11 protein-coding genes and 3 pseudogenes are annotated in these 13,200 nt (G+C 42.8%); 9 read left to right on the plus strand and 5 right to left on the minus strand.

Translation table 11 applies throughout. The annotated features are described in order from the left end of the window. Positions 1 to 602 precede the first annotated feature (602 nt). Positions 603 to 1,032: pseudogene (locus IM475_RS20165) on the plus strand (reverse transcriptase N-terminal domain-containing protein); the annotation flags it as partial. Here the strand turns inward: IM475_RS20165 and IM475_RS20170 are convergent. Then, a pseudogene (locus tag IM475_RS20170) lies at positions 1,026 to 1,268 on the minus strand (hypothetical protein); the annotation flags it as partial. The pseudogenes IM475_RS20165 and IM475_RS20170 overlap by 7 nt on opposite strands. Positions 1,269 to 1,390: 122 nt before the next feature. On the opposite strand from IM475_RS20170, the gene IM475_RS20175 reads away from it, so the two are divergent. The 4 genes from IM475_RS20175 to IM475_RS20190 all read left to right on the plus strand — a co-directional run bounded on the left by IM475_RS20175 (position 1,391) and on the right by IM475_RS20190 (position 4,302). Beyond that, the gene (locus tag IM475_RS20175; protein WP_287658199.1) at positions 1,391 to 2,380 is read left to right on the plus strand and encodes a DUF389 domain-containing protein; all 990 of its coding nucleotides are present in this window, start codon (positions 1,391 to 1,393) and stop codon (positions 2,378 to 2,380) included. An 86-nt stretch (positions 2,381 to 2,466) separates the two neighbouring features. Beyond that, positions 2,467 to 2,730 (plus strand): DUF3146 family protein, encoded by a 264-nt coding sequence (locus tag IM475_RS20180; protein WP_287704711.1) that lies wholly within the window; start codon positions 2,467 to 2,469, stop codon positions 2,728 to 2,730. Between the two features lie 274 nt (positions 2,731 to 3,004). Next, on the plus strand, positions 3,005 to 4,066 hold the full coding sequence (argC, locus tag IM475_RS20185) for an N-acetyl-gamma-glutamyl-phosphate reductase (protein ID WP_287728910.1): 1,062 nt from the start codon (positions 3,005 to 3,007) through the stop codon (positions 4,064 to 4,066). A 53-nt stretch (positions 4,067 to 4,119) separates the two neighbouring features. After that, entirely contained in the window at positions 4,120 to 4,302 is a 183-nt protein-coding gene (locus IM475_RS20190) for a hypothetical protein (protein ID WP_287728911.1), read from the plus strand. A gap of 232 nt (positions 4,303 to 4,534) precedes the next feature. On the opposite strand, the gene IM475_RS20195 is transcribed toward IM475_RS20190, so the two are convergent. Then, entirely contained in the window at positions 4,535 to 5,827 is a 1,293-nt protein-coding gene (locus IM475_RS20195) for a D-alanyl-D-alanine carboxypeptidase (protein ID WP_287728912.1), read from the minus strand. Between the two features lie 149 nt (positions 5,828 to 5,976). Here IM475_RS20195 and plsX point away from each other — a divergent pair, with 149 nt between their 5' ends. The 3 genes from plsX to fabD all read left to right on the plus strand — a co-directional run bounded on the left by plsX (position 5,977) and on the right by fabD (position 9,161). Continuing rightward, positions 5,977 to 7,032 (plus strand): phosphate acyltransferase PlsX, encoded by a 1,056-nt coding sequence (gene plsX, locus IM475_RS20200; RefSeq protein ID WP_104395344.1) that lies wholly within the window; start codon positions 5,977 to 5,979, stop codon positions 7,030 to 7,032. Positions 7,033 to 7,087: 55 nt separating this feature from the next. Continuing rightward, positions 7,088 to 8,089: a beta-ketoacyl-ACP synthase 3 gene (locus IM475_RS20205; protein ID WP_287728914.1), complete on the plus strand. Its 1,002-nt coding sequence runs from the start codon at positions 7,088 to 7,090 to the stop codon at positions 8,087 to 8,089. Positions 8,090 to 8,234: 145 nt separating this feature from the next. Continuing rightward, entirely contained in the window at positions 8,235 to 9,161 is a 927-nt protein-coding gene (gene fabD, locus IM475_RS20210; protein WP_287658203.1) for an ACP S-malonyltransferase, read from the plus strand. A 73-nt stretch (positions 9,162 to 9,234) separates the two neighbouring features. Here fabD and IM475_RS20215 read toward each other — a convergent pair whose 3' ends face one another. Further along, positions 9,235 to 10,455, minus strand: a complete 1,221-nt coding sequence (locus IM475_RS20215) for a molybdopterin molybdotransferase MoeA (RefSeq protein ID WP_287658204.1) — start codon at positions 10,453 to 10,455, stop codon at positions 9,235 to 9,237. Positions 10,456 to 10,466: 11 nt separating this feature from the next. On the opposite strand from IM475_RS20215, the gene IM475_RS20220 reads away from it, so the two are divergent. Next, positions 10,467 to 11,354, plus strand: coding sequence for a glutaminase (locus tag IM475_RS20220; RefSeq protein WP_287728916.1), 888 nt, complete (start codon positions 10,467 to 10,469; stop codon positions 11,352 to 11,354). Positions 11,355 to 11,378: 24 nt separating this feature from the next. On the opposite strand, the gene IM475_RS20225 is transcribed toward IM475_RS20220, so the two are convergent. Then, a complete protein-coding gene (locus tag IM475_RS20225; protein ID WP_287658206.1) occupies positions 11,379 to 12,809 on the minus strand; it encodes a carotenoid oxygenase family protein in 1,431 nt (476 codons plus the stop codon). A gap of 116 nt (positions 12,810 to 12,925) precedes the next feature. Then, a pseudogene (locus tag IM475_RS20230) lies at positions 12,926 to 13,200 on the minus strand (Uma2 family endonuclease); the annotation flags it as partial.

Here is a 13,200-nt window from a genome sequence, read left to right on the forward strand (position 1 = left end):
CAAGGGAACTCAAGGTCAATACACTTGTAATAATCGTTACAAGTTGAGAGTAACGGCGATAGCCACCCCCAGTTTCAGAAATCACAACTCTGGAATTGAAGCGGGGAACGGAAGGCTCCGAGGTGTAACCTAACACCAGAATCGAGACCACTGCCAACCATCCAAGATTAGGCTCGGTTCTGAATGTCCGACCTGAACCATCGTTAATTATCAGCAGTGAAATAGGTTGACACACTGCGTTCAAAAAGAATCAAGGGGAAAAGTAAGGAAATTGGATTTTCACTTACACAGACCTTTAAAAGTACCCCGATGGAGAGGACAAATCTAAAGATGGAACGCCCATATAAACGGAACGGAATAAACCCTTTTAGGCTCTGGGATATTGGTCGAAAAACCCATTAGTGATAAGTGTAAGCGCAAGCCTTCAAGGGTGTGAGATGTAACCAAAAGCCAACGACTGACGGTAATAGTCAGGATACGCTGACGGGTTACGGTTTGTCTGTAAGGATAGGGTTTAGTAGGAGTCTATATGACGAAACCCTTGAGAAAGTAAAGGATTCGGGAAACCGGAAACCACTAAGACTACGAATGTATGGAAGGCTATCAATTGGGCGAAAGTCCAAAGATACGTTTTCAAGCTCCAAAAGAGAATATTCCAAGCGGCTAAATCGGGACAGGATGCAAAGGTTAGAAGGTGGCAACATCTATTAGTGAAATCATACTACGCTCGTCTTTTAGCGGTAAGAAAAGTCACCCAAGATAATCAAGGAAAAAGGAACACTTAAAGCAAAACCGCTAAGGAGGGTATGGATTCCTAAACCAGGAAGGGATGAAAAACGCCCATTAGGAATACCAACCATTAAGGACAGAGCTAGACAAGCGTTGATTAAATCGGCACTCGAACCAGAATGGGAATCAAGAATGGAAGGAACCAGTTACGGTTTCCGACCGGGAAGGTCTGCCCATGATTCAATTGCCAGAATCTACACAAGTATCCGTCTTAGTAATTACTTTGTGTTAGATGCTGAGGTTAATTTCGAGAGACAATTACGCACATCGGCACGAGTGGGAGAATTACGATCGGGTTCTAGGAGAGTGCTATTTAGGGCAATTTGACCTAATAATCCTAGATTATCGACAGTTATTTGCCCCTCTGGATGAGGCGAAAAAAATAGATCAATCTGTCGGGTTTCGTCGGTAATTTCTTTGCTAATTTCTACTTGGCCTAGGGGCGTTAACGAAGGCGGTCGGCGGTCGGCAGCGGGCAGGAGGTTTCATCAATCGAGGCGAAGAAAAAAACGGTAAGATTAGTTAAAGAAAATGATACAAATATATATTGATTAGACAAAAAAAGCTATAAGTAAAAGAAAAGTCAATCTTCCTCAGCCCCATGACGAGAAAAGAACGGCCCTACTCGTGGTTCTCAAGAAAACCCTTAACCTGGCAACAATCGCGGACTATGTGGCGCGATTTATGGTTAGAAGCGTCCCTCGATTTTCCCTATCTAGCTTTGATTGTTAGTTCTTGTGCGATCGCTACCTTTGGCTTAGTCGCCAATAGTGCGGCCGTGATTATTGGTGCGATGATTATTGCCCCTTTGATGTTGCCGATTCGTAGTCTAGCTTTTGGTGGTTTAATTGGCAGTTGGCGATTAATTCGTAAGTCAGCCCTCGCGATTTTAGTCGGTACGATCATCGCTTTAGCGATAGCTTGTTTGCTAGGATTATTGATAGGAATTTCTGAATTTGGTAGTGAAATTCAAGCCCGTTCTCAACCGAATCTTTTAGATTTAGGAGTAGCAATTACGGCGGGCGCAATCAGTGGTTATGCCAAAATAGAACCGAAAATTTCAGGTACTTTAGCGGGAACAGCAATCGCCGTGGCTTTAATGCCGCCAGTTTGTACGATTGGTTTAGGATTATCCCAAGGCAATTGGGTCCTAAGTTTGGGGGCAACTCTGTTATATATTACCAATTTATTAGGCATTGCTCTCTCCTGTTTGTTGGTCTTTTTGCTGGCAGGTTATTCTAATTTTCATCGGGCGCGTAACGCTCTAATTTTGACTTCTATCCTGACAGCAGTTTTGCTAATTCCCTTAGGAATAAGTTTTGCAACTCTGGCCAATCAAGCTCGCTTAGAAAGGTTGATTAAAAAAGCTTTATTCCAACGAACGATTACTTTTCAACGGGCAGAATTATTGGAATCTTCGATTAATTGGCTCAAGCAACCTCCCCGGGTGAGATTAGTAGTAAGAACTGCGGAAAGTATTACCCCCAGACAGGTAGAATTGTTGGAAGAATTCATTACTAAGGAAATGGGGCGACCTTTTCAATTAAATGTCTTGGTTTCTAAGGTTAATGAAGTCACTGCCCCAGAATAAAGTCGAGAAAATTAGCGCAAGTAATGACAAACAAGGATTAATTCGCTATCTTAATGTTTGATATTTAATCTATAGGTAGGGTTCAGGTGAGTGGCGGCAATCGACCAGAAAGCACGGCTTATGTGCGGATAATTAAGCAATCTTGGCAAACGGGGAAATTAGAGGGAGAAGTGCGGACGGAACAATATCAATGGCGTTTTCAATGGCATTTTCTTCAAGGCAAGTTATTAGTACAACCTTCCCTAGGTAGGGCGTTGATTTTTGAACCCTTGAATCGGTTTTTAGAACGCTGCGATTATCAATTAGAACCGGGAGGAGATTATGAATTTACAGTGCGCTCAAAATTTTAAATATGGGGGATTGAATTACAGCTTTTCTCCGGAGGATGAAGTTTAACCTAATTTGGCCTCATCTCCCGATGACAGATTCCCTCAAAGGAAAACTTTGTACCTCATCATTAAGATAACAGCCTATTGATCAAGAGAAATTGACGGTTTATGGACAACCCGGCCGAGATACTAGATTTTTATAGGAAGTTTTTTGATTTAAATCCTGTCGGTTAGGCTAAAATTCAGCCATACTAAAGCGTTATATTAACGATAAGAATTTTTAGGAATAAGGGAAATGACTCAAGGACAGAAGGTTTCAGTGGGTATTGTCGGCGCTTCCGGATATGGTGGCGTACAGTTGGTACGTTTGCTCAAAGAACATCCCTTAGTAGAATTAGTCTATCTGGGGGGCGATAGTAGCGCTGGGAAACCCTACAGTGATTTATATCCCCATCTCGGACATAGCATTAATCTTAATGTGGAGGCGATCGATTTAGAGACAATTGCTTCCCGTTGTCAAGTGGTTTTCTTGGGTTTACCCAATGGTTTAGCCTGTGATTTAGCCCCTCCTTTGATCGCTAAAGGGTGTAAAGTCTTGGATCTGTCAGCAGATTATCGTTTTACTAGCCTAGAAACCTATAGTAAATGGTATGGCAAGGAACGTCAGGACCAAGCGATCGCATCTACGGCTGTGTACGGTTTACCGGAACTTTATCGGGAAGATATTAAAAATGCCTCTTTGATCGGTTGCCCCGGATGTTATCCTACTGCTAGTTTAATGGCGATTTCTCCCCTGTTAAAACAGGGTTTAATTATCCCGGAAACCACGATTATTGATGCCAAATCAGGAACTTCGGGAGGGGGAAGACAAGCTAAGATTAATATGTTATTGGCAGAAGCAGATAGTTCGATCGGGGCCTATAATGTAGCGGGAAAACACCGTCATACTCCCGAAATTGAGCAGATTTGCGGTGATTTAGCCGGTCATGAGGTGCGCGTTCAGTTCACTCCCCATTTAATGCCCATGGTTCGGGGTATCCTGTCCACAGTCTATGCAACTTTGCGGGATCCCAATCTGGTGCGGGATGATTTAATCACTATCTACAATGCTTTTTATCGCGCTTCTCCCTTTGTCAAAATCCTACCAGGGGGAGTCTATCCACAAACTAAGTGGGCCTGTGGTACTAATTTATGTTATCTCGGTATTGAAGTGGATCCGAGAACCGATCGAGTGATAGTGATGTCAGCGATCGATAATTTAGTTAAGGGACAATCGGGACAAGCGGTACAATGTCTCAATCTCATGATGGGTTGGGAAGAATCCCTTGCTTTGCCGCAAATGTGTTTTTATCCTTAAAAATTCCAGGATGCGTTTAACCGAGTACATCTCATTTTGGGAAATCTACTGAGTTGGGATTTTTAAAGGGAAACTATCGGCTAAAATTGGTCATTACTTCCGATTTTACCACTCAATCCAAGCCTTTGGGGGGTAGAACCCCCCAAACCCCAGAGCGCATTAGTTTTTCGGTGGGATGCTTACACGCAGCTGCTGATACATTTGTAATTATTTTAAGAGTCACTGATAATTGCTGATTGTCGGTATTTCTGCAAATGTGAGATGCACCCCGTTTAACCACGCATCCTTTGCTCAATTTCGGGAAAAACCGGCAAAATTTTGTCACTATGATTTGTTTACCGATTGGCAGCAAAGACAAGGAGAAAATGGCAGAAAAGTAGTCAGTTTATCGGCAAAAGTGAATATAAGACCTTGCTAAAGTTCCTCACCACCAAACTAAATTTGATTGTCAAGTTGATATCTAACCCCTTAGAAACCCTGACTTATCCGACTGGGATCACCTAAAAAGGCCCTTTCAGGAATCGATCCTTTAGTAGCTTCCGGGAGAATTTGCCAGTGTTGATCTAAAGCTTGTAAAACTCGATCCTGCTGATTTCTGAATCCCTCGATATTGCCACTACCGGCATTCATAATCACAAACCAAACTTTACCCCTTTCTTGGGTGGGAATTTCTCCGGCTAAGGCGCTAACTTGGGCCAAAGTTCCAGTTTTAATCACCACTCCTTTGGGAATGGCCCGCCACTGCATAGTTCCTTTGGTATCGCGTCCCCCCACCGGAAATAAATCAGCTACTTTGATCGGTTGATTGGCTAACTTGCGATCCAATGCTTTGAGAATCTCAATAACTGCCCGGGGAGACAAGCGATTTTCTACCCCCAATCCCGAACCATTAATTAATTGAATTTCCTCCGCTCCTACCCCAGTAATTTTAGTATTAATTGCGTCCACTGCCGCGGGGCCACCGAGCAACTCCGCTAACATTTCTGACATGACGTTATTACTATAAATATTCATCTGACGCAACAGTTCCGTTAAAGTTAAGGACTGATGACGCAATAATAATCGGGCATTTTCGGGGCGAATTTGACTGGCTCGAACCATGCCCAAAATCTTCACCTGTGGGGCTTGTGTGCCGCTAGGAAGGCTCTGAAAAGCTTTTTGGGTTTCTTTTGACCATTTCGATTGATCAAGCCCAATTTTCAGCAATTCTCCTGCTTTGAGGGGATCGGTTTGAAAATTCATGGCGAATTGACCCGTAATGATCAGATCGCCTTTGACCTGACGGATGCCTAATTGATCGAGGCCATTGCCCACTGCGATCGCTTCTTCCCAGACAAAGAGAGGATCCCCTTCCCCTTCAATAATTAAATCTCCCTCTAACACCCCGTTTTTTACCTCTCCCGTGGTGTAAAAACGAGTAGCAAAACGATGATCGAGAGACCAGGTTTCCACGGCGGCGAGAGTAGTGGCGATTTTAGTTAAAGAGGCCCCCGAAGCGGGCAGATTACCCTGATGATCAGCTAAATCAGCCCATTCCGTCTCAATTAAGACCCGTTGTTGACTAGAGTTTAAACCTTTTTTAGCCAGGTCTTGCAGATAATCGGCCACGATCGCCGCCACCCGGGGATCGGGAGCGGTGGGAAGGTCAAAAATAGGTTGATTTTGCCAAGAAATTAGGGGAATATTGGCGATCGGTTGGGATTGCCCCCCCAGCCAACCGAAGAGAAAGCCGAAAACTGCCAAATTAAAAACTGAGAACATCTTTTCCTTAATCGCAATGATGCCTTATTGTATAGAGATGATTGGTAATTTTTAACAATTGCTCGATCAGAAAACACTAATCCTCGATCGGCCAGCTTTTCTCAAGAGCTGCCGCTCAACTTATTAAAGATTTCTATCCCACTGACTCAATGGCAGAAACGGCATTAAATCGGGCAAGAATCGCGGTAGATGCGATGGGAGGTGACCACGCTCCCAACGAGATCATCGCGGGATCGATGCGAGCTTCCGAAGAATTAGATGTAGAAGTATTATTAGTCGGCGATTCTGAACGGATTGAGGCTTATTTCCAGCATCATCCCCGTCCCAAGAATCTCACGATCGTCCACGCAGAGGAAGTGGTGGCTATGGACGAAGAGCCGATCACCGCTATCCGTCGCAAACCAGCGGCCTCGATTAATGTGGCCATGGATTTAGTCAAACAAAATCGCGCCGATGCAGTGGTGGCCGCCGGTCACTCCGGGGCAGCCATGGCGGCGGCGTTACTGCGTTTGGGTCGTTTAAAAGGAATCGATCGCCCAGCGATCGGTGCGGTGCTGCCGACGATGTTGGCGGGTAAATCAGTTATTATCCTCGATGTCGGGGCGAATGTGGACTGTAAACCCAAATATTTAGAGCAGTTTGCCCTAATGGGAACAATTTACAGTAAATACGTTATGGGGGTTGAAGATCCGAAAGTCGGTTTACTCAATATCGGCGAAGAACCCAGCAAAGGTAACGATCTCGCCCTAAAAACCTACGAATTATTAGAAAATAACCAGCAAATTCCCTTTATCGGCAATGCTGAAGGCCGGGATGTGCTATCGGGACAATTTGATGTGATCGTCTGCGATGGTTTTGTCGGTAATGTCCTGTTAAAATTTGCCGAAGCGGTGGGAGGAGTTATCCTACAAATTCTCAAAGAGGAATTACCTAGGGGGATACAGGGTAAAGTCGGGACGGCTTTAATTAAACCCAATCTTAAACAGATTAAACAACGCATGGATCATGCAGAACACGGCGGTGCGCTGTTATTTGGAGTCGATGGGGTCTGTGTGATCAGTCACGGCAGTTCCCAAGCGCCTTCAATTTTTAACGCCATCCGACAGGCGAAAAATGCCGTCGATAATCGCGTTTCTGAGCGCATTCAAGCCTACAATGACCACCATCATCAATTAAAAAAGTTGTCGGTGAACGGTGAAGATTAAGCCGTCAACTGATAACTGATAACTGATCACTGATAACTGAAAAAGGGGGAATATTTTGAACGGATTCGGGGCAGCCGTCGTCATGACTGGTTGTGGATCGGCCACACCAGGGCAATTTCTTAGTAATGAAGAACTCAGCCAAATTGTCGAGACTTCCGACGAGTGGATTAAAAGTCGTACAGGCATCGGTAAACGCCATTTAGCGGATCAATCGGTGTCTTTGAGCCAACTAGCGGCCCAAGCGGCGATTAAGGCTCTAGAAATGGCTCAGGTGTCGCCTAGGGACATCGATCTGATTCTCTTGGCTACTTCTACCCCCGATGATCTGTTCGGTAGTGCTGCCCAAGTTCAAAGTCAGATCGGGGCCAATCGGGCGATCGCTTTTGATCTCACCGCCGCCTGTTCGGGTTTTCTGGTGGCATTAGTCACCGCCACTCAGTTTATCCGTACTGGTACTTACCGCAATGTCTTAGTTATCGGGGCTGATGTTCTCTCCCGTTGGGTGGATTGGAATGATCGCGCTACCTGTGTCCTCTTCGGGGATGGGGCAGGGGCGGTGGTTTGTCAAGCAAATGATACAAAAGATAACATTCTCGGTTTTGAACTCCATAGCGACGGCAGCCAGAATGGTTCTCTTAATCTCGCCTATCAGGGGGAAGAATTACCCCTTAAGCAGGGGGTAAGGGTTCAAAAAGGGACCTATAAGCCTCTAACGATGAACGGACGGGAAGTCTATCGTTTTGCCGTGGCGAAAGTGCCAGAGGTCATCGAAAAAGCCCTCTATCGGGCTAATTTAACCACCAGTGATATCGATTGGCTAGTTTTGCACCAAGCTAATCAAAGAATTATGGACGCGGTGAGCGATCGCCTGAAACTGCCTCCGGAAAAAGTGATCAGCAATCTCAGCGAGTATGGCAACACTTCCGCGGCCTCAATTCCTCTAGCCCTCGATGAAGCTGTCAGGAGTGGTAAGGTCAAAAAAGGTGATATTATTGCTTCTTCCGGCTTTGGTGCTGGTTTAACTTGGGGTGGGATTATCTTCCGTTGGGGAGATTAATTCAGTGATCAGTAACCAGTAACCAGTAACCAGTAAACAGTAAACAGTAAACAGTAAACTAAAAACTCACATCTGATAACTGATAACTGATAACTGATAACTGATAACTGACCCAAACACATCTATCTATCTATTTTAAGAACTTATGAAAACAGCGTGGATATTCCCGGGACAAGGATCGCAAGCGTTAGGAATGATTGGAGATTTAGCGGAAAGTGCGCTTGGCCAAGAGAGATTAGAAATAGCAGCAAAAATCCTCGGTTGGTCAGTCCTGGAAAAATGTCAAGGGGATGAAGAAACCCTATCTCGTACTCTTTATACCCAACCTTGTTTATTTGTGGTGGAGAGTATTTTAGCGGATTTGTTGCAAGAAAAAGGTCATTTTCCCGATCTAGTTGCCGGTCATAGTCTTGGTGAATATTCGGCTTTGTATGCGGCCAGGGTGTTTAATTTTGAAACAGGATTAAATCTAGTTCAAAACCGTTCCCGTTTGATGGATGCGGCCGAAGGTGGTAAAATGGCCGCCTTAATGAAATTTGATCGCACCAGTCTAGAGACAGTGATTAATCAGACGGAAAATGTAGTTATTGCTAATGATAATAGTGCCGAACAAGTGGTGATTTCTGGGACTCCTGAAGCGGTGGATTTGGTATTAGGTCAAGTGAAAGTTAAGCGGGTTATGCCATTAAAAGTATCCGGTGCTTTTCACTCTCCCTTGATGGAAAATGCCGCTATTCAATTTCAGCAGATTTTAGAATTAGTTAATTTTCGGTCTGCAAAAGTTCCCGTTATTTCTAATGTTAATCCTAGCCAACCGATCACCGATGCGGAGGAATTAAAAAGTTATCTCATTCAGCAGATGACTAGCTCGGTTCGCTGGCGAGAAATTATGTTAAAATTGCCAGATGTGGGTGTGGAAAAAGCGATCGAAGTCGGTCCGGGTAAAGTTTTAACTGGTTTAATTAAACGAACTACTCCCGCAATTGAGTTAGAAAATATTAGTCAATTAGCCGATATATGCAAAAGTAGCGATGGTACTAAATTGCAGGGTTCATTAATTGGTGTTGGTTAAATTATCTGGCAACATTTTCGACAAAGGAAGTAAATTGATCGATACCTAGCCAAAAATTTGGTTAGGTATTTTTTTAGGAAACTATCATAACTTCTACTGTTTCTCCTGCTTGTATAGTAGTTTTACCCTGGGGAATTATGGCTAAAGCATTAGTACCCGCTAAATTAATTAAATTAGCCGAATTGTGTTGTCCAGAAGCAAGTTTAAATTGATAAACTCCCTCGATAATTTCTATTTTTCCCCAGAGATAAACTTCTCTTTGTCCATTAGATTTGAGAGTATCGCGGGTGACAACTCGCAGAAATTTGTTCTGATAATCTGTCAATCCCGATAATTTTTTAATGGCCATTTGTACGAAGCGCCAACAGGAAACTAAAGCAGAGACGGGATTACCAGGGATACCAAAGTAAATACAACCGTTAGGAAAAGTAGCAAAGGTTAAGGGTTTACCCGGTTGAATAGCAACGCTGCCAATCAGAATTTCTCCCCCTAATTCCCCTAAAATTCCCTCGATATAATCGTAATCTCCCACAGAAACACCTCCAGTGGAAAGGACGATAGCACTAGAATTAATGGCTTTTCTGATAGTTTCTCTGAGAAGATCGGGATTATCTTTGATTATACCTAAAGGTCTGGGAATTGCGCCTAAACTGGCGACAAATGCGGTTAAAGCGTAGCGATTTGAGTCAATAATTTGACCTTTTTGGAGGGTTTCATCGGGATTAATTAATTCATCTCCCGTGGAGAAAATTGCCACTTGGGGACGGGAAAACACTGTTAATTCGGTAGCTTGTGCTGTGGCTAAAACTGCTATTTCTGGGGAATTAATGGCAATACCAGCTTTTAATAAGGTATTTCCCGCTCGATAGAATGTGCCGCGTTGACGCACGAAAAGACCTATTTTTTCGGGAGGGATAAGAATCGCCACTCGCTCGCCTTTTTTTTGAGTATTTTCCTGCATAATAATCGTATCACTGCCGGCGGGTAACATCGCTCCGGTAAAAATCCGGGCTGTTTCTCCCTGTTGAATAATTTTTTCGGGGGCTTTGCCGGCGGGAATTTCGGCGATAATCTTTAAAGTAACGGGATTGTCTGGGTTAGTGTCTTTGACATCTTCGTAGCGGACAGCATAGCCATCCATAGCAGAATTATCCCAATAGGGAAAGTCTAAATCACTGCTGATATCTTCGGCTAAAATGCGCCCAAAAGCTGCCCCTAGAGAAACTTTTTCTGTTTGCTGTTGGGGTTGAATTTGAGTTAGAATTATCGATTCTGCTTCTTTGACTGAGTACATGGATTAAAAAAATGAACCGATTAGCTAGATTAAGGGTGGAAGATATACAAGCTTGGCTCGGGGAAGTGCATTTATCGGATACTAAGGGTCAGACTCCCTATTATATACCGGTTTTGAACCGAGTTCATCCCGAGGTTTTCGCTCTTCAGATTCACTGTCTTGAGGGGGAGATTTTGTCTTGGGGAGATGAAACTGTAACTTTTCCTTTGATGAGTGTGATTAAACCTTTTTTGTTATTATATCTTTTAACTCATTTAGGGGAAGATGCTGTTTTTCGTCGCGTGGGAAAACAAGCTTCTAGTTATCCTTTTAATTCTTTAACTCAACTGCAAGAGGATCGCGGTTTTCCCCGTAATCCTATGATTAACAGTGGTGCGATAGCCTTGGCGGATTTATTAGCAGGGGAAACGCCAGAATCTCGCTGTGAAAATTTGCTTTTATGGTTAAATGAAATGGGTAATTGTCAATTATTTCTTGATCACTCTGTGCTTGATTCTGTTCACTCCTATCCTAATGCACACAATCAAGCTTTAAGCTTAGAATTAGAAAAAAATGGTTATATTAGTTATCGTTATTTAGCCCTAGAAACCTACAATCGAATCTGTTGTTTATCTGGAAAAATTGCCGATCTTGCTAATTTAGGTAAGTTGATTTTAGCTACTCCTTTTCGTGAAATTATTCTAGAAATTATGACTAATTGTGGACTCTATGAAGCTTCCCAACAATTCGCCCTTGAGGTGGGTTTTCCCACTAAATCGGGAGTCAGTGGGGCTCTATTGTCAATTGTACCAGAACAGGGAGCGATCGCTTGTTATAGTCCTCTGTTAAATGAGCAAGGTAATTCAATTTTAGGACTTAATTTACTAACACATATAAGTCATTTTGTCAAGGAATTTTAATCTAGGAAAATAAGCTTTAATTCCTCAAAAAAACACCGATACTTTTTCTGATTTTTCTTGCCAAGTACCGTGAAAACCGGGAGGGATAACACTGGGTAATTGCAGGCAACAAAGGGGTTCTTTTTCTAACTGCTGACTATCATAGATTCTCACTTGGCTGCTGTGATTATTGCCGTCGTAAACCACGACGATTAACCATCCCGTTTCTGGAGATAAACCATCGCAGACAAAAATCGGTTCACTGCCATAACAGTTATTTTCTAGATAAGCAATAGTTAACTTACCTGTGGAGTGATTATAACAAGCGGGAAGTCCGATAATTTGCTGACGAATATCGCTATCGGGACGATGGACAGCTAAAAAAGTATTTTGCCATTTTTGTCCCACCAGTTGCGGGGAAACCACAGGAAAATCACAGCTTAAATCCGAGAGAATTTCCTGATTAATTACCTTTGCTGATAGGGGATTGATGGTGACACTTGCTAATTGTCCGATGGCTAAGGTTTCGGTTTTACCCGTGGCAACTTCCTTTAAAAATTGATTAGTCTTAAAGTCATCATAACGGACAAAAACAATTTCAAGATTGCCTTGGTCATTCACACAACCATTAGCGAAGTGCCATTGAAACCATGAATCTGTAACACTTTCACTGACTAATTGCAGAGAATCTCGCTCAAAAATTAGTATTCTTGTTCCTAATTCTGGCTGCCACTGCATGGCATCACTAAAAGTTTTAAATCCCAACAGTATCGATAACTTATCCGCTTTTATCGGTGGGACAAAAAAGACGAGATACTGTCCCGCTAAAACAAAGTCATGCAGCAGCGACAATCTATCTAAATCAAAAGTGTTTTTCTGGATAATTTGACCAGTGGAGTCAGACTTATAGAGATTTAAACTAACTTTGGCACTGATTGTCACCCCGAAATTAAAAATCTCTCCTCTGGACAAATCTACTTTAGGATGAGCGGAAAAAGTTTCCTTTGCTTGTAAGCTAGATAAATTATCTAAACCTAGGGTTTCTAAAGATTGTAAATCTAATTTATGGGGAAAACCCCCTTCCCAGAGAGCTAATAATTTATCGGGTAAAGCTAACACCGAAGTATTAGCGGCATTTTTTACCTCTTTTCCCCAATTATTCCAAAAGAAGCCGGGGGCATTCATGCCATAATTAGGAAATAAATATTGATTAGCGGCGCTTTCTTGCTGATAACCAGCAGTCTGAACATAACGATAGGTGGCACTGGCTCCCTTATCATGAAAATGTACAGCTAAAACTGCCCCATCTCCGTCAAACCAATGACCAACTTTCTGCTTACCTCTTTCTAATCTCCCCGGACCATTGCGATAGAGACTCCCCCGCAATCCCTCGGGAATTTTCCCCGATAATAAGGTTAATTGCGTTTCAGAAAATTCCACTGCTGGTTTTTCTAAAGATTTTGCCCAAGCTTTCATAGATTTGTTTTTTTACTGATTACATAGTTAAGTATAGCCCTAGGCTAGGTTCAATGACGATAACTTAGGCAGTTTACCAGTTAGTTAGTATTCGTCACAACCCATCAATTATATCATTATAAAGTATCGGGATCAATTCCCAGAGAACGGATATATTCAGCTAAACGTCCAGCTTTAAGACGCTCTTGTTCTAACTGTAAACTTGCTTGTTCAGCTTTAAGACGCTCTTGTTCTAATTGTAAACTTGCTTGTTCAGCTTTTTGAGATAACTCGATAGAAGTCAAAAATTTCTGACCATCTAAACTATAAATTTCTAACTCCTTTTCTGTCAATTCAAATCGGATATTTAACCGAGGACTAATCCATCCCTTAATCTCAGGTATAGATCTTA

Origin of the sequence: Microcystis sp. M061S2 (assembly GCF_020245605.1) — a bacterium.
Lineage (GTDB): Bacteria > Cyanobacteriota > Cyanobacteriia > Cyanobacteriales > Microcystaceae > Microcystis.